Annotated in this window: 17 protein-coding genes and 1 pseudogene; 10 read left to right on the top strand and 8 right to left on the bottom strand. The window is 61.9% G+C overall.

From position 1 onward, the window contains the following. Positions 1–411: 411 nt before the first annotated feature. The gene (locus PYR71_RS12325) at positions 412–552 is read left to right on the top strand and encodes a hypothetical protein (RefSeq protein WP_275619544.1); all 141 of its coding nucleotides are present in this window, start codon (positions 412–414) and stop codon (positions 550–552) included. 238 nt (positions 553–790) lie between these two features. Here the strand turns inward: PYR71_RS12325 and PYR71_RS12320 are convergent, their stop codons facing one another. Then, on the bottom strand, positions 791–1,471 hold the full coding sequence (locus PYR71_RS12320; protein ID WP_275619608.1) for a redoxin domain-containing protein: 681 nt from the start codon (positions 1,469–1,471) through the stop codon (positions 791–793). Positions 1,472–1,871: 400 nt separating this feature from the next. On the opposite strand from PYR71_RS12320, the gene PYR71_RS12315 reads away from it, so the two are divergent. Together PYR71_RS12315 and PYR71_RS30995 are read left to right on the top strand one after the other, a co-directional pair. Next, a complete protein-coding gene (locus PYR71_RS12315; RefSeq protein ID WP_097579710.1) occupies positions 1,872–2,072 on the top strand; it encodes a hypothetical protein in 201 nt (66 codons plus the stop codon). A gap of 293 nt (positions 2,073–2,365) precedes the next feature. Then, positions 2,366–3,385: a GlxA family transcriptional regulator gene (locus tag PYR71_RS30995; RefSeq protein ID WP_416340291.1), complete on the top strand. Its 1,020-nt coding sequence runs from the start codon at positions 2,366–2,368 to the stop codon at positions 3,383–3,385. Between the two features lie 133 nt (positions 3,386–3,518). Here PYR71_RS30995 and PYR71_RS12295 read toward each other — a convergent pair whose 3' ends face one another. Beyond that, positions 3,519–4,850 carry a diguanylate cyclase gene (locus PYR71_RS12295; protein ID WP_275619543.1) on the bottom strand — a complete coding sequence of 444 codons (1,332 nt, stop codon included), beginning with the start codon at positions 4,848–4,850 and terminating at the stop codon, positions 3,519–3,521. A gap of 186 nt (positions 4,851–5,036) precedes the next feature. Further along, positions 5,037–5,867 (bottom strand): response regulator, encoded by an 831-nt coding sequence (locus tag PYR71_RS12290; RefSeq protein WP_183913222.1) that lies wholly within the window; start codon positions 5,865–5,867, stop codon positions 5,037–5,039. 389 nt (positions 5,868–6,256) lie between these two features. Here PYR71_RS12290 and PYR71_RS12285 point away from each other — a divergent pair. Further along, positions 6,257–7,242 (top strand): annotated as a pseudogene (locus tag PYR71_RS12285) (squalene cyclase). 58 nt (positions 7,243–7,300) lie between these two features. On the opposite strand, the gene PYR71_RS12280 reads toward PYR71_RS12285, so the two are convergent. Beyond that, positions 7,301–7,825 (bottom strand): DUF6428 family protein, encoded by a 525-nt coding sequence (locus PYR71_RS12280; RefSeq protein ID WP_275619542.1) that lies wholly within the window; start codon positions 7,823–7,825, stop codon positions 7,301–7,303. Positions 7,826–7,867: 42 nt separating this feature from the next. Between PYR71_RS12280 and PYR71_RS12275 the strand changes: the two genes are divergently transcribed. From PYR71_RS12275 to arsK, 6 genes are read left to right on the top strand one after another with little or no spacing between them, the layout of a single operon-like run. After that, on the top strand, positions 7,868–8,224 hold the full coding sequence (locus PYR71_RS12275) for an ArsR/SmtB family transcription factor (protein WP_275619541.1): 357 nt from the start codon (positions 7,868–7,870) through the stop codon (positions 8,222–8,224). Then, the gene (locus tag PYR71_RS12270; RefSeq protein ID WP_275619540.1) at positions 8,221–8,751 is read left to right on the top strand and encodes an arsenate reductase ArsC; all 531 of its coding nucleotides are present in this window, start codon (positions 8,221–8,223) and stop codon (positions 8,749–8,751) included. The genes PYR71_RS12275 and PYR71_RS12270 overlap by 4 nt, the downstream gene beginning before the upstream one ends. Further along, positions 8,751–9,449, top strand: a complete 699-nt coding sequence (locus PYR71_RS12265; RefSeq protein WP_275619539.1) for an aquaporin — start codon at positions 8,751–8,753, stop codon at positions 9,447–9,449. Before PYR71_RS12270 ends, PYR71_RS12265 begins: the two co-directional genes overlap by 1 nt. Beyond that, positions 9,446–9,868 (top strand): arsenate reductase (glutaredoxin), encoded by a 423-nt coding sequence (gene arsC / locus PYR71_RS12260; RefSeq protein WP_275619538.1) that lies wholly within the window; start codon positions 9,446–9,448, stop codon positions 9,866–9,868. Before PYR71_RS12265 ends, arsC begins: the two co-directional genes overlap by 4 nt. After that, the gene (gene arsH / locus PYR71_RS12255; protein ID WP_275619537.1) at positions 9,843–10,568 is read left to right on the top strand and encodes an arsenical resistance protein ArsH; all 726 of its coding nucleotides are present in this window, start codon (positions 9,843–9,845) and stop codon (positions 10,566–10,568) included. Before arsC ends, arsH begins: the two co-directional genes overlap by 26 nt. After that, the gene (arsK, locus tag PYR71_RS12250) at positions 10,565–11,800 is read left to right on the top strand and encodes an arsenite efflux MFS transporter ArsK (RefSeq protein ID WP_275619536.1); all 1,236 of its coding nucleotides are present in this window, start codon (positions 10,565–10,567) and stop codon (positions 11,798–11,800) included. The genes arsH and arsK overlap by 4 nt, the downstream gene beginning before the upstream one ends. 19 nt (positions 11,801–11,819) lie before the next feature. On the opposite strand, the gene PYR71_RS12245 is transcribed toward arsK, so the two are convergent. The 4 genes from PYR71_RS12245 to PYR71_RS12230 form a co-directional block, all read right to left on the bottom strand. Further along, positions 11,820–12,086, bottom strand: coding sequence for a hypothetical protein (locus PYR71_RS12245; protein ID WP_275619535.1), 267 nt, complete (start codon positions 12,084–12,086; stop codon positions 11,820–11,822). 112 nt (positions 12,087–12,198) lie between these two features. Then, positions 12,199–14,721, bottom strand: a complete 2,523-nt coding sequence (locus tag PYR71_RS12240; RefSeq protein WP_275619534.1) for a mechanosensitive ion channel family protein — start codon at positions 14,719–14,721, stop codon at positions 12,199–12,201. A 125-nt stretch (positions 14,722–14,846) separates the two neighbouring features. Continuing rightward, positions 14,847–15,398 (bottom strand): DUF924 family protein, encoded by a 552-nt coding sequence (locus tag PYR71_RS12235; protein ID WP_183913202.1) that lies wholly within the window; start codon positions 15,396–15,398, stop codon positions 14,847–14,849. A gap of 203 nt (positions 15,399–15,601) precedes the next feature. Then, positions 15,602–16,666 carry a sensor histidine kinase gene (locus PYR71_RS12230; RefSeq protein ID WP_275619533.1) on the bottom strand — a complete coding sequence of 355 codons (1,065 nt, stop codon included), beginning with the start codon at positions 16,664–16,666 and terminating at the stop codon, positions 15,602–15,604. Positions 16,667–16,779 lie beyond the last annotated feature (113 nt).

Genomic DNA, 16,779 nt, shown 5'->3' with positions numbered 1-16,779 from the left:
CCAGACCGATGTTCGTAGACGACTTTCTGCATGAAGGTAAGGCAAGCAACGGCACGGATCTTCGTTTCGCGGCTCTTTCGTGAGGTCCGGCATATTGCGGGCTCACTGGTGGGGCAGTCTTTCCTATCGGCGGAGGAGCTTCCGTCCCTGATGAACGACCATCAACAAGGCCGACCAACCGTTTGCGATCTAGGCCGGAAGCGGGGCTTTCCACCGCGCTAAGGAGATGCCAAGCTGGACCCCGTTTTGAGAGACTGCCAAGGTGCCTGATGAAACTGACTATTTACGACTGCGATGGCGTCCTTGTGAATAGCGAGGAGATTTATCTCGCTGCCGAACTTGAATTTCTAGCAAATGGGAAGCCTGCGCCGGACCTCTTTCTCCATGCAGCCACGGTAGAAAGCGGCCGGCATGCGTGTCATCGGCTTTACCGCTGGCAACCATTGCTCGGCAGATCCTGGTGAAAGCCTATTGCGATCCGGCGCGGATGATATTGTCGAAAACTACGACGACTTGGCAGCGGCGATTGAACGGTTCGCACGACCACATTGAGCGTCGCTTGCCGCTGGGTATTTTCTAGTCGCATCGTCCAGGAGGTACGCTGCCCGCCTGCTGGAGGTTCGAAGTGTCGATGAGTCCGAGAGCTGGCATCAAGGATATGCAGGCCAAGGAAGTGCCCCCGCGCGCCGAAGCAGTTGTCGTTTGGACGGAGAGCCGTACCCAGGCGGCCCACATGCGTCATCGCCCTCATTCGACATCGTGCAGCAGCTGGCGGACCGTTCGTTGCAGGTCAGCGTCCAAGGCTGCCGGCGGCAGTGATGATCTCCGCCGCGGTCGGGAAGATGCAGAGGCTGTTCGGCCCGTCGAGCGCTTCGATTTGTGCCCAGCCGATGGTGCCGTTCGCATCGACCAGGAAGTGCCCGACAAGCTGAGTAGCGTGCTTCTCGAATATTGCGTTATCGGCTTCATCAAGCTCGAAGCGGTCCTTGGCGTTGAGGATGGTGTTGGCTTCCATCGGCTGTACCGGTTCTGGCAGCTCGCCCGTTGGGTTGATGCGTGCCGCTTGGAATTGCGCCATCGTTGCGCCATATGGCCATTCGGGCTGTTCGCTGCTCGCATCGGGCAAGAACTCTGCATGCGGCACGCCGTAGGCGCGATGTGTGCGGCAGTCGGGGTCACACAGAAGCGTTACCGGCGTCGGCCGGTGGCGGAAATACAGGCGGGCGCGTTCCACCGGCGTGTTGATAACGGCCACGGTCTCCAGCCCGGCGGCGCGCAGGGTTGGCTGCACGCCGGCGAGCTGTTCTACCTGACGCCGGCAGAACGGGCAGTGCAGCCCGCGAAAGAAGCCGATCAAGAACGGGTGACCCCTCAAGTCGGCGAGCGAGACCGTTCCGTCGAAATTGGCCGTGGCCAGCGCAAACGCCGGCGCGGATTCTCCAGGCTGCAGCGGGCGCTTCTGGTCTGCCATGGGAATAATTCCTCTTTCTCCAGCTGAACGACCGAAATTCAACTGTATCACTTGTCGCAAGAAGGCCAAACGCTCGATGTTGAGTGACGAGGGCGGTTCGGGATGCCATTCGCAGCTCCGACCGGTGTCGAAGCCGCCCCCGGCCTCTTGCCAGCATCGGCCCATCAATCCGTGGCCACCCTGTCCTTCCCAGCGGTCCTGCTGCTGTCCGATCACCATGGATCATCCTTTTAGCGACAAAGCTGCCCCCGGGAGTGGGCACCGGATCATTCAAAATCGTTGATGTTATCCATAAACTCTATTCGTTTGAATGATGGGTTCGCGAAGGCCATATTAGCAGCATGGACATGGACGAACCTCCCATCGCCACCATGTCCCGGCTCAAGAAAGGAACCGAAAAATGACCACGCTCACCTATCGGGGTGGTGGCAAGACCCTCACCTCCAGCGAAGGCCGCTTCGATCTGGGCCATTATGCCCGCAAGCTCCTGCTCGCCTGGACGCGCTGGCAGACTGCCCGCGAAATCGAAGCCATGCCGTTCGACGTCCGCAAGGATATCGGCTGGCCGAGCACCGACGACAGCAAACACCGGACCATGTAATGAATGCGACATTCCTCCTGAGATGAGGGCGGCGTCTGCATCTTGCAACGCCGCCTTTTTCGTGTCCGCCATCTCGTTCCCCATTGGACTTCAGCCCCTGAATTTCAGTTGGCTGTGAGCTCTCTTCCACCCCGCCGGCGCCCTCGCCCGGGACTTGGCCGGTCAAATCGCGGTCAATGTCGCATATTTGCTCTTCCCGGCCGCATTTATCCATGCCAGTGTCGCTTTCAGGACATCGGCGCGACGCATTCCGCGCAACGAATAGTCATCGTCCCTCGAGCATGGATTTCGCTATGAACAGGATGCAGATCAAGAAGCGTTCACTGGTCTTCTTTATGGTACCGCAATTCACCATGCTGCCCTTCTCGGCCGCCGTGGACACCTTGCGCATCGCCAATCGCATGCTCGGCTATCCGGCCTATACCTGGCGGCTCGCCTCCCTCGACGGGGAAAAGGTCTATTCCTCCTGCGGCATCGGGGTCGAGGCGAATTCCTCGCTCGCCGAGGAACGCCGCCATCTCGGCGGCGAAAACCGGCCGGGCATGGTGCTCGTCTGTTCCGGCATCGATGTCGAGCAGTTCAACAACAAATCGGTCAATGCCTGGCTGCGCGAATGCTATAATCGCGGCGTTGCCGTCGGCAGCCTCTGTACGGGCGCACATGTGCTGGCCCAGGCCGGGCTCTTGAACGGCAAGCGCTGCGCCATCCACTGGGAAAACCTGCCGGGCTTCTCCGAAGCCTTCCCGCAGGCGGAGGTCTATGCCGATCTCTACGAGATCGACGGCAATCTCTATACCTGCGCCGGCGGCACTGCCTCGCTCGACATGATGCTGAACCTCGTCGGCGAGGATTTCGGCGAGAGCCTCGTCAACCGGATCTGCGAGCAACACCTGACCGATCGTGTGCGCAATCCGCACGACCGTCAGCGCCTGCCGTTGCGCGCCCGCCTCGGCGTGCAGAATGCCAAGGTGCTGTCGATAATCGAGCTGATGGAAGGCAATCTGGCCGAGCCGCTGTCGCTGATCGAGATCGCCGACGGCGCCGGCCTCTCCCGCCGCCAGATCGAACGGCTGTTCCGCCAGGAGATGGGCCGCTCGCCTGCCCGCTACTATCTCGAAATCCGCCTCGATCGCGCCCGCCACCTGCTGGTGCAATCCTCGATGCCCGTCGTCGAAGTCGCCGTCGCCTGCGGCTTCGTCTCGGCCTCGCATTTCTCGAAGTGTTATCGCGAACTCTACCATCGCTCGCCGCAGCAGGAGCGCGCCGAGCGCAAGATGACGATGGCGACGGCAAGGCAGGCGGTCGCCGCCTGAGGTGGCCGCAATACAAGAATCTGACCATTCCCTCTTCATGCTCGCCCTTGTGCCGAGCATCTAGCCACGGGTTGATAGGGCAGCAGATCCTCGGCACAAGGCCGAGGATGACGACCGGTGGCGACAGGTCACCCTACTGTGCTGCCTCCCCCGTCATCCTGGCGTCGGAATAGACCTGGTTGCGGCCCCGGTGTTTGGCCATGTAGAGGAACTGGTCGGCCGCGTTGAGGTAATTCTCGAAGGTTTCATAGCCGCCGATCTCGGCGATACCGATCGAAATCGTGACGCCGAGTTCCTCATCGTCGGCGGTGACCTTCAACCGCGATATATCCGAGCGGATCTCGTCGCAAAGCTTGGTCGCGGCAGCCGAATCCATCTGCGGGAAAAGGATGGCGAATTCCTCGCCGCCAAGCCGCGAGAGAAGATTGTCGCTGCCCTCGAAAATCGTAAACAGCCGGTTTGCGACCGCCTTCAGCACCTTGTCGCCAATTTCGTGACCGTAGGTATCGTTCAGACGCTTGAAATGATCGATATCGAGGATGGCGACGGAGCTCGGCACTTTCAGCCGCAGGCATTCGTTCACCAGCTTCGGGCCGTTGTCATAGAAGTAACGGCGATTGTAGAGGCCGGTCAGGTAGTCGCATGCCGCCGCCGCCCTCAGCTGCCGCATCTGCGCCAGCGTCTCGGCATTGTTGGCGATGCGGCATTGCAGCTCCTCGGCGACAAAGGGCCGGTAGAGGAAGTCGCTGGCGCCCGCCTTCAGGAAACTGGCTGACAGCATGCGGTCGTTGGACGAAGACACGCCGATCACGCGCAGCCGGTCCGAGCCGAAGCGATGGCGAATGCGCCGCGTCAACTCGTAACCGCTCATATCGGGCATATGGTGATCGGTAACGACGAGCTCGATATCGCTGTAGGCTTCGAGCGCGGCCAGCGCCTCCAGTCCCGAGCTTGCCTCGACGACGAGATATTGCTGCGCCTTCAAGAGGTCGACGAGCACCTGGCGTGCCGAGACGACATCGTCGACGACGAGCACCCGTGTCTTGCGGTTGGAGATCGCCCGGCGGACGGTAGCGACCAGATTGTCGAGCGCGAACTCATTGTCCTTCAGCACGTAATCGATGACATTGCGCTCCATGATCCTGTTGCGCGTGTTGAGATCGAACGTGGCGGTAAAGACGATCGCCGGGATATCGTGCTCGATCGTGCAGTCGAGCGCCTCGCCGTAAGGCGAATCCGGCAGGTTGAGGTCGACGACGGCCATGGTGTAGCCATGACCATCTTCAGCAAGTTCCCGGCGAAGCGCTTTCAGCGACGCGCAGGATTTGACGGCAAGCCCAAGTTCCGTCTGGAACCGGTGACAGAGCACGGCGGAAAACATCCGGGAATCCTCAACCAGAAGTATTTTGAGCCCGCCGGAGCGCAGCCCGATTCCATCCCGCTGAAAATCCGCTTGAAAGGCCACAGCCGCTATTCCCCCCTGCGCCGCACGGGCTCGACTCGGCCCTCCCCCCGGCGGGGCGGACGATAACCGAGAGGCCTGTGCGCGTGAAGGGGACAAATGGTGTTGTTACTTATAATTGCAAAAACTCGATGCCGGTCCCCGACCGGCATCTCCGCCTCACTGAAAATACTCAAGCTATGAGAGCCGTCAGGCAACCGCCCGCTCCTTGCGCATCGACTGGATTTGCAAAAGCGTATCGAGATTCTGGTTGACGCGGCAGTAGAACTCCTCGTCAATGAAGGGGCGCAGCATGAAATCATTGCCGCCGGCTTTCAGGAACCGCGCCGAAAGCAGCCGGTTCGATGAGGAGGAAACGCCGATGATGCGCAGCTCGTGCGAGCCGATATTCGCGCGGATGCGCCGTGTCAGTTCGAAGCCGTCAATATCGGGCATGTTATAGTCGGTGATCATCAGGCCGATATCGCGATTGGCCTTCAGGATCTCCAATGCCTTGCCGCCGCTTTCGGCAACGCTGACGCGGAAATTATAGCGTTTCAGCCGGCTCGACAACAACGCGCGCGCCGTCGCGCTGTCGTCGACGATCAGCACATGGTGGCGATGATTGGTCAGGAACCGGCAGATCGATTCCGCCAGCAGATCGACCGCGAAGATATTATCCTTGAGGATATAGTCGACGATGTCCTTGGCCATCAGCTTGTCGCGCATGCCGTCGTGGAAGGTCCCGGTGAAGACGATGGTGGGAATGGAAAGATCGACCAGATATTCGAGCGCTTCGCCGTTTTCGGCGCCGGGCAGATTGATGTTCGAAATCGCCAGCGTGATCGGATCGGAAGATCTGTCGTAGGCAAGCTGCAGATCCTCGAAGTTGCGGCAGATCTCGACGTCAATGTCGAACAACTCCTTGAGGCGTTTGCTGATCATCGAAGTGAACACGTTTGAATCTTCGGCGACAATAATTCGCGCGCCGGCAAACATCTCTCCGGAATATTGCATTCCCGAAATACCTAAAAACGCCATCGTAAACCTTTAATGTAAAATCCGTCCCCAGTTCCAACGGATACATCAATTGATTTGACTAATTATTAATCAGCACTGTGGATGCGAAAACGAAGAGACGACCCGATGACGCCGCTGCTGATTTTCTTGCAGATATGATTAAGAAATCAGGCGCGAAGCGCCGCGTTCTAGGCATTGAACGCTTTCGCCGACGACGATCAGATTTTCCTCTTGTCAATCGGGTTCCGACTGTCCGTCGCAGAGGCGGCGCGGCGGTCAACTCTCCACAACACCGATGGGGCGGTGGCTGATAAGGCTGAGACGCTGAAGCCCGCGCAGGCACTCGGCTGGCAGCGCGCGGGCGAAGCGATTATAAACGGGTAGTCGACCGACCCGCCGAGAGGTTTCCCATGACCCAATCCGACCCGGTGATCGAATGGCTTCTCGACTCCGACCCATCGATATCCGATGGCAGGTCATGCGTGACCTGCTTGACGCCCCGCAGCGGGAATGGATGGCCGAGCGGGCGAAAGTGGAGACCAAAGGTTGGGGCGCAAGGCTGCTTGCCTGCCAGGACGAGGACGGGCAATGGGCAGGTGGCGCCTTCCTGCCTGCCGGTTTTGACCCTTGCGAGTGGCGCGAGTACGGTCAGCCTTGGACGGCCACGACCTTTTCTCTTTCGCAACTGCGGGAATTTGGTCTCGATCCCACCTGTGAGCGGGTGAGGCGCACCGTCGAATTGATCGGCGCCAATGCCTATTGGGAAGAGGGCGGCCAGTCCTATTGGAAGGGCGAAGTCGAGGAGTGCATCAATGGCCGTACCGTCGCCGAGGGCGCCTATTTCGGTGTCGACGTCTCTTCCATTGTCGAGAGGCTGACCGGCGAGCGCCTCGAGGATGGCGGATGGAATTGTGAACGGTGCAACGGCTCCATTCGATCGTCCTTTGCCAGCACCATCAACGTGCTGGAAGGTCTGCTGGAGTTCGAGCGAGCGACCGGCGGTACGCCGCAATCCCGGGAGGCACGTAGAACGGGCGAGGAATTTCTGCTGAAGCGCAACCTCTTCCGCCGTCTCGGCACCGGCGAGCCGGCTGACGAACGCTTCCTGTACTTCCTGCACCCGAACCGTTGGCGCTACGACATCGCTCGCGCCCTCGACTATTTCCGCTCAAGCGCCCTCCTCACCGGCTCCACTCCCGATCCACGCCTCGGCGCGGCGATCGACCGTCTTCGCTGCCACCGCCTTCAGAACGGCAGATGGCCGCTCGACTGCACCCTGCCGGGGCGTGTCTGGTTCGAGATCGACGAGGGAGAAGGTCAGCCCTCGCGCTGGATCACGCTCCGGGCGATGCGGGTGCTCAGATGGTGGGATGCCCACGCCTCAGTCAATGCCTGATGCAAATCGAGCGCAGGACATGCAGACCGCTCCGCTGCTGCCCGATTCCCGCAGGTCTCTAGGCACAGCAGCCGCTCCCCGCCGCCGCCGGACCGCAGCAGGCTGCAGCCTTTCTGGTCTCCTCAGCGAGCCAGCGGTCGCGCGGTTTGCAGCTTGCCGGCCGCGGCGAAAGATCGACATGCACGGCCCCGCCACGCAAGATCGGCATTGCCGCGCAATAAAGCTGCATCGGCCGCACGCCGTCGCTCACTTCGAAGGTAAGCTTGGCCGAACCGTCGAGCTGCACATGCTCCGCCACCTTACGGACGATCGCACGGAATTTTCCGGCCGGCATATGCGTGCGATCCCCGTCGTCGATGTCCCAGAGCTGGATGAAGATCTCAGTCCAGGCCTCGGGATTGGCACCGCAATCAAGCGCCGAGAATTGGCCCGCCTTGACCTCGGTGATATGATAGCCCGGCTTCACCGGCTGGCCGTCGTAATGGAAAACCAGCGGCGCGTCCTTTTCACCGAAGAGCGCATCAAGCAGCAGGCCGAGGCTTATCTCCTCCGCCTGAATTTTATTGTTGTCGATGGCGTTCATCTGCGCTAATCCTCGTTTCAACTATTCAAGGATTATTGAAATATGGATCAACGTCAAGCCCTCGCCGCATTCGGCGCGCTTTCGCAGGAAACGCGTCTCCATATCATTCGCATGCTTGTCGTCTCGGGTCCTGACGGAATGGCGGCGGGCGCTATCGCCGAAAAGGCCGAGGTTTCGCCGTCCAACGTCTCCTTCCACCTAAAGGAGCTGGAACGATCCGGGCTGATCACCCAGCAGCGTGAATCGCGCTCGATCATCTACACCGCCAATTTCGAGGCGCTTGGCGGGCTGATCCGTTTTCTGATGGAGGATTGCTGCGGAGGGAACGCCGAAATCTGCGCGCCCGCCGCCGCCGTCGCCGCATGCTGTGCACCTGCAGCCAAGGAGGAACTGCAATGACCACAGACCGCGTCTACAATGTGCTCTTTCTCTGCACTGCCAATTCTTCACGCTCTATCCTGGCAGAGTCGATCCTCGAGACCGAGGGCAAGGGCCGGTTCAAGGCCTATTCCGGCGGCAGCCAGCCGAGGGGCGAAGTCAATCCATTGGCGCTGAAGGAACTGCAGGCGCTGGGTTATCCCGCAACCGGATTCCGCTCGAAGAGCTGGGACGAATTCGCCAAACCCCGCGCACCGGAGATGGATTTCATCTTCACCGTGTGCGACACCGCCCACGGCGAAGCTTGCCCTGTCTGGATCGGCCATCCGATGACCGCTCACTGGGGCGTCGAGGATCCGGCCGCCGTCGAGGGCAGCGAGGTCGAGAAGGGCCGCGCCTTTGCACAGGCCGCCCGTTTCCTGAAAAACAGGATCATGGCCTTCCTCAGCTTGCCCTTGGCCTCGATCGACAAGCTGGCGCTGGAGCAGCACCTACGCCAGATCGGCGCGATGGAAGGCACCACGGCGCAACCGACAGGAGCCGGCTGATGGCCTCATACGATCTATCGCGGCGACTGGTCGCGGAGGCGCTCGGCACCGCCATGCTGGTCTCAACCGTCGTTGGCTCCGGCATCATGGCGACATCGCTGACTGCGGATGTCGGCCTCGCTCTGCTCGGCAATACGCTCGCGACCGGCGCGATCCTGGCGGTGCTGATCACCGTGCTGGGGCCGATTTCCGGCGCCCATTTCAACCCGGCCGTCTCGTTGATCTTCGCCATGTCGGGCTCGCTGCAAAAACGCGACCTTGGCTTCTACGTGCTGGTGCAGTTTGCCGGCGGCGTGGCTGGCACGATCTGCGCCCATCTGATGTTCAACCTGCCGCTCCTGGAATTGTCGAGCAAGGTCCGCACCGGCGGCGCGCAATGGTTTTCCGAGGGGATTGCGACCTTCGGCCTCGTCGCGGTCATTCTCGCCGGCATCCGCTTCGAGCAGAAGGCAGTGCCATGGCTGGTCGGGCTTTACATCACCGCTGCCTACTGGTTCACCGCCTCGACCTCGTTTGCCAATCCGGCGGTGGCCTTCGCCCGCTCCCTGACCGACACTTTCTCCGGCATACGACCGATCGACCTTCCGGGGTTCTGGCTTACCGAAATCGCTGGTGCGGTCGCAGCCCTCCTCCTCTTCAACTGGCTGCTGCAGCCAGCCGAGACATCGTCAATCCTATCTTCCGAGGCAAAATTATGAAGGTCACCATCTATCACAACCCCGCTTGCGGCACCTCGCGCAACACGCTGGCGATGATCCGCAATGCCGGTATCGAGCCCGACATCATCGAATACGTCAACACGCCGCCGTCGCGCGCAGAGCTGGTCAAGATGATCGCCGATGCCGGTCTGACCGTGCGCCAGGCCTTGCGCGAGAAGGATACGCCCTACACCGAACTCGGCCTCGGCAATCCCGATCTGAGCGACGATCATCTGCTTGACGCCATGCTCGCCCAGCCGATCCTGATCAACCGGCCGTTCGTCGTCACCCCGCTCGGCACACGGCTGTCGCGGCCCTCCGAGTTGGTCCTGGAAATCCTGCCGGAGACGCACAAGGGCGCCTTCACCAAGGAAGACGGCGAGAAGGTGCTCGATGCCGAAGGCAAGCGCATTGTCTGACCTTCCAGCCACTTCGCCGGCCCATCTTCGCCAGCCGGATCCGGCGGCCTTGCGGCCGCGCTTCTCAACGCACAAGCCGCGCATCCTCATCCTTTACGGCTCGCTCAGGGCCGTGTCCTACAGCCGTCTGCTCGCGCATGAGACATCACACCTGCTGGAGCATTTCGGCTGCGAAGTGCGCATCTTCGATCCCGAAGGCCTTCCTCTTCCCGACGCAGCGCCGGTCGCCCATCCAAAGGTGCAGGAATTGCGCGAGCTCTCCGCCTGGTCGGAAGGACAGGTCTGGGTCAGCCCCGAGCGGCACGGCGCAATGAGCGGGATCATGAAGGCGCAGATCGACTGGATACCGCTATCGGTAGGTTCGGTGCGGCCGACGCAAGGCAAGACGCTCGCCGTCATGCAGGTATCCGGCGGGTCGCAGTCGTTCAATGCCGTGAATCAAATGCGCATCCTCGGCCGGTGGATGCGGATGATCACCACTCCCAACCAGTCGTCGGTGGCCAAGGCTTTCCAGGAGTTCAACAGCGACGGGCGCATGAAGCCCTCATCCTTTTACGACCGCGTGGTGGACGTCTGCGAGGAACTGGTGAAATTCACATGGCTGACGCGCGACGTCTCGGCCTACCTTACCGACCGCTACGGCGAGCGCAGGGAAGAAGCCGAAAAGCTTGAACGAGGCGTGGGCCTCAAATCCATATGACGCCCGTCGCTTCCGAACGGCCGCCCGTTGCCGCCATCCTCGCGCTCGGCCTGACGCAGGTCATCGGCTACGGCACCCTCTATTACAGCTTCAGCATCCTCGCGCCCGATATGGCGCGCGGGCTCGATTGGTCGGCGGAATGGATCTTCGGCGCGCTGTCGGCGGCACTGCTGGTCGGCGGCCTGGCGGCGCCCGCAATGGGCAGGTGGATCGACCGCTTCGGCGCTGGCCGGGTGATGACCATGGGCTCGGCCATTGCGGCGATCGCACTTGCCGGCTGCGCCTTTGCTCCCGGCAAGGCCGCTTTCGTCGTCGCCCTGATCGCTGTCGAGACAGCGTCGAACCTGGTGCAATATGGCGCGGCCTTCGCCCTGCTGGTTCAGATAAGGCCGCAGGTGGCCCAGCGCAGCATCACCTATCTCACGCTGATCGGCGGTTTCGCCTCGACCATCTTCTGGCCGATCACCACCGCGCTGCATGCCCACTTCTCCTGGCAGAGCGTCTATCTCATCTTCGCCGCGATCAATCTGCTCGTCTGCCTTCCCATCCATGCCTGGCTGGCGCGCAGTGCGGGCAATGGCAGCATCGGCGGGAAGAGCAGCGCGACGAGGCGCATCGAACCCAGCCTTCCCGCCGCCGCGCGCAGGCCGGCCTTCATCCTGATGGTGACCGGCTTCGCGCTGGAAAGCTTCGTCAACGCGGCACTTCTGGTCCATATGGTACCCGTCATGTCGGCGCTCGGCCTCGGCGCCATGGCCGTGATGGTCGGCACGCTCTTCGGTCCGTCGCAGGTGCTGAGCCGCTTCATCAACATGGTCTTCGGCGGCAGCCTGCCGCAGCTCATGCTCGCCGTCATCTCCGCCGTGCTCCTGCCGGCGGCTCTCGTCATTCTCCTCCTCACCGCGCCGTCGGTTCCCGGCGCAGTGGTCTTCGCCGTGATCTTCGGCCTCGGCTCCGGCCTCAGCAGCATTGTGCAGGGAACGCTACCCTTGGCACTCTTCGGAAGCGAGGGCTATGGCCAGCGGCAGGGAAAAGTGATGTCGGCCCGCCTCGCCGTCTCCTCGACGGCGCCGTTCGCGCTGGCCTTCCTGATAGGCAATATCGGCGTATCCTGGTCGCTGTCCATTACCGCCGCGCTCGGCGCCGCGGCCGTGGCGGCATTTCTCGCCATCCGACCGCTGATGCGGATGTCCGTGCCGGCGCACACGGCTCAGGCGCGCGGAGAGCCATAAGCCCCACGCCGCCGCTGCCTTATTTAACGACGGCCGAGCCCTTGATGATGTCGATCGTCTCGCCGCCGTCGAGGCCGATGCGGTCGCCGTCGGGCGTCGTCATGAAGCAGCCGGAAGGGCAGAGACTTTCCGAAGCCCCGGCATCGACCACGACCTCGACGCGCTGGCCGCCCTCGGTGATGACGAGCACCACGGCGGCAGGATCGGTATTGGTGACAGATGCCGCATGGACCGCCGGCGCGGCAAGCAGCGGGATAAGCAGAACGGCGGCAAATCTTGCCATCATGTGCGGCGGCGCGGGTGCGCCCTCCCCTCGAACGATCGGTGCTGCCCTCGGCAGCGATCCCAATGCAAGGGATCATGCACATAGACCTGTGAATGATGGCTGAATGACCCGTTCAGCTCTCCGCCGCCCGCCCGCGCAGCTGCCGCACCGGCCGATCCCCCTCCTCCATCGGCTTGTCCTTCGCAGTTTCCTCGCTCTCCGCCGGCTCCTTGCGTGCGGCCGGAAGGCTGGGCGCGGCATCGCGATGAATGGTGAGATCGCTCTGCGGCAGCGGGATCTCGATGCCTTCAGCCTTGAAGCGCCGGAGAATTTCCATCCTCAGATTGTTGCGCACCGTCATGCCGTCGCCCATGTCGGCCAGGAAGAAGCGCAGCTCGAAATCCAGCGAGTAGGGACCGAAGCGCAGGAATTCGACATGCGGCTCGGGATTGCGCATGACGAGCGGGATCTTCGCCGTCAGCTCCAGCAGAATATCCATCACCTTCTGCGGATCCGCGTCGTAGCTGACCGAAACCGGAATTTCCGAGCGGCCGATCTTGTTACGGTGCGTCCAGTTGCCGACAAGGCCGTTGATCAGCTCCGAATTCGGCACGATGATCGACTGTTTGCGGAAGGTCTCGATCTCAGTGGCGCGCACCGAGATGCGCTTGACGATGCCTTCGGCCGTGCCCGAGACGACATGGTCGCCGACCTTGAACGGCCGCTCGACCAGCAGGATTAGGCCGGAGACGAAGTTGGAGACGATGTTCTGCAGGCCGAAACCGATACCGACCGAAAGCGCCGAGGCAACGAGCGCCAGGCTCGACAGATCGATGCCGGCCGATGAAACGCCGATGATCGCCGCCAGGCCGACGCCGAGATAGCCGATGCCCGTCTTGACCGAATTGCGCACGCCGAGATCGACATGGCTGCGCGCCATCACATTGCTGTCGAGCCAGCGCTGCAGCCAGCGCGACAGCAGATAGACGCCGGCAAACAGCAGGATGCCGGTGCAGATGCCGAGCAGCGAGATGCTGATGCCGCCGAGCTTGACCTCGGTGAACAGCCGGTAGGCGATCAGCTGCAGGTCCTGCACATGGAAGCCCCAGAGCAGCAGGATTAGCGGCACGCCGACGACGAGCGCCACCGCATAGATGGCAAGGCCGACGAGCAGGCCGAACTGGTCGATCGCCACCGGCCCGAGATTAAAGCGGCGCGTCAGGAAGCGCGCGAAGAAGGTGTCGCCGAAGCTCTCCTGCCGCGAGATCGCCTTGCCGGAGAGCAGGCCGACATACATGGTGGCGACCACTGCGCCGGTGATGATGAGCTGCGTCGCGACGAAGCGCGCCAGCCCGACATAGCCTGCGAGCGCCGTGACGATGAGGCCGGCGCCGACGACGCGCAGGATGATCGCCATGCCGCGCGGCCAATGCCGGCCCGGCGCATCCGGATCGCCGCTTCTTGCCAGCATTGGCTTGCCGAAGGAGGCAGCGATCAGGATGATGCCGATGATCAGCGCGGCGATCAGGCTGCGGACCACGGTCAGCACCAGCGGCGAACCCATCGCCTCGCTGACCGTGCCGAACAGATAGTCGAGCCCGTTGACGACAGCCATCGCCAGCAGGCAGTAGCCGATCGAGCGGGCGCCGAGATTGGAAAGCTTCACCAGCCGCCAATGCGGTTCATACGGCGCGAAGATGGCGTTGACGAAGCGGCCGACGAAGTAGACGAGTCCGATCGTGCCGAACAGCGCGCCGATGACGGGTGCGATATCGGGCCGCAGCACGTTGAAACTGTTGAGGAAGAAGAAAGAAGTGACGAGCAGCACCGCAAGCGCCAGCGTGCGGATCAGCGTCGACCAGAAGGCGATCGACAGCCGGCCGATATAGGACGGATTCTCGACCGCCTCATCGCGGCGCAGATACGCGCCGAACAGCCGGTAGCTGCCGGAGAGCAGAATGAGCGCCGAGGCGAGCGACAGGAAGATCGCCGCAAACAGCGGGAAGCGCTTGAACTTCCAGACGAAGGCGGCCCAGCTCGACAGGGCCTGCGAGAATTCGCTGACCTCGTGCACGAAGGCGCCGGCGGCATCGTCGAGCACCGAGACGGAGATTTCGGTACGTCTGAGAAGCGTATCGGCGAAAAGCCGCCGTCGCATCTCGATAATCTCGTTGACAAGCTTCGTCACCGCGATCGACAGATTTTCGGCATCGCCTGTCACCGCGTTGATCTGCGCACGCTCGGCGGCAAGCGCATTGCGCTCCTGGGTGACGATCTCAGCCTCGGGCGGCTGTCCATCCTTCGGCGGATCGCCGATCTCGCCAAGGCGGTTTTTGATCTGATCGAAACGCGGCCTGAGATTGACCGAGATCGTGATGACGGCGCGGCTGAGTTCGTCGGCTTTGGCAGCAATCCCGACCAGCGCATCATCATTATCGGCATTCTGCTTGACGCTGTCCTGAAGCGAACCAAGCTGGACCTTCGCCTTCTCGAGTTCCTTCGCCGCCTGATCGGATGGCGTATCGACAAGCGGCGTCTCTGCCGCCGCCTGCGTCTGCGACTCCTGCGCCAAGGCTGCGGCACTCTCGAAATGGGCACCGGCAAGCGCCAGCGTCATCAGAAGAATGGTGCGAAGCAGGATCGTTCTCAGCCGCAAAAGCGCCTCCGGGACGGTTGTCGTCAGGATAGAATGTCAGCTTTTCATTGCAAACAAAGGCGACAGAAAGGCGGGAAATGCCTAAACGGCGCGCAGCGAACTTGAAAGACCTGCATGATAAGCGCTCAGAAGCCGGCGCCGGGCCGGGAGAGATAGTCACGCTCCGCAGCCGTCGCCTCCCGCCCGACGATGGCATTGCGGTGCGGAAATCGGCCATAGGCGGCAATCACATCGCGATGACGGATGGCGTAATCCAGGTATTCCGCGTCGCCGAGAGCCGTGAACAAGGCCACCGAACGTTCCTGCTCGTCGAGGTTTTCGGCATGTTCGAACGGCAGGTAGAAGAAGGTGCGACAGGCGGGCTCCACCGCCTGATCGGCGCCCGCTGCAAGCGCGAGCTTGGCTTCCCGCAGCGCCAGTCCGTCGGTTGCGAAGGCGAGTGGCGTGCCGCGATAGATGTTGCGGGGGAACTGGTCGAGCACGATGACCGCCGCCAGCCGGCATATCGGATCGGCCCGCCATTCGTCACTGATGCCTGCGGCCAGCGCCAGATGCGTGTCGCGGAAAACATCGCGGATCTCCACGTCGAGTTCCGGCGGCGGCTGGAACCACAGCTCCCGGCCGCATCGAACGAACCAGAAATCATAGACTTCGCGGGGCGCGCGGATCGTCGTCATGTCTGTCCTCCCCTTGCGTTAGGTTTGATGATGCGATGTCACTAAGCTATCGCGGAAAAGGATAATGCTGTGCCGTGCGGCCCCTGCCGGCACCTCTCCCCGAGGGTAGAAGAGACTCGTGACAACGTCTCGATTCCCCGTCTCCCTTCGGAAGAAGGTGCCCCTAGGGCGGATGAGGGGCGGCACGCCCTGCACCACATATCCTACTTCCCCTCATGCAACGAAAACACCAGCGTCGCCCTCGTTCCGTCATGACTGGGATCATAGGCGAAATCCGATTTCAGGCTGGCGGCCATCGCCGTCAATATTCGCGTCCCGAGCCCCGTCCCTCTGGCCGGGCTCTCAGGATCAAACCCCACGCCGTCATCCTCAACGATGACCCTCAGCACCTCTTCCGTCTGGTCGACACTGACCCGGATCTCACCCGTCACGCTGTCCGGATAGGCATATTTGAAGGCATTGGTGACGAGCTCGCTGACGATCAGTCCGAGCGTGATAACCTTGTCGGTCGCCAGATTGACCGGCGCCGCAGTCAGCATGATGCGATGCGGCCGCTTGTCGTCACGCATCGACGCTTCGAGTTCGGTCAGCAGGCTGTTCAGATATTCATCGAGCTGCACCGATCCGACCTGCCGGTTTGTATAGAGCCGGCGGTGCACGCTGGCGATGGCGTTGATGCGCATCTGCGTTTCGTGCAGAGCATCGATCGCCACCTGGTCCTTGGTCATCGAGGATTGCATGCGGATCAACGCACCGACCAGCCCGAGACTGTTGGCAATGCGGTGATTGACTTCGGCAAGCAGCATCTCGGCGAGATCGCGCTGCTGGCGGATCACCTCCTGCGCCTGCGCCGTCTCGCGGCGAAAACGCGTCCGCTCCAATGCCTGTTCGAGAGCAGCCGCGAGCAGATCAAAATAATCGGCCGAAATCCCCTTCAGCACGTAGTCATCGGCACCCGCCTTCAGCGCCGCGACCGCGATGCTGGTATCATCTGAACCCGTCGCATAGATGACCGGCGGATGATCGGGCATCGCTGTGATGCAGGGCAGAATGTCGAGGCCGGTTTCGTCGGCCAGCACGTGATCGAGCACGACGGCATCGATTCCGCCTTCGCCGAGCCTCGCCAGACCGGCAGCGCCGTTCTTAGCCCACTCGACCGAAAAGCCGCGCCTAAGCAGGTTTTTCTGCATCAGCAATGCCAGCCCCTCGTCGTCGTCGATATAGAGGATGTGGATCAGGCCGTCCGCATCGCCGCTAGAATTGCTCATTCCGTCTCCCGGCGTTCTCCCGCAGCGACGATGGACCGCAAGCGCCCGACTCGTCCGCATGGCAAAGTCGTATTGCATTGACCGCCCGAGGTAAACAGCCGCTACCCCTCGCT

This window comes from Rhizobium mulingense (assembly GCF_029194105.1).
GTDB classification, from domain to species: domain Bacteria; phylum Pseudomonadota; class Alphaproteobacteria; order Rhizobiales; family Rhizobiaceae; genus Rhizobium; species Rhizobium mulingense.
Note: the sequence above shows the minus strand (reverse complement) of the source record. Positions and strands in the feature narration are given on the sequence as shown.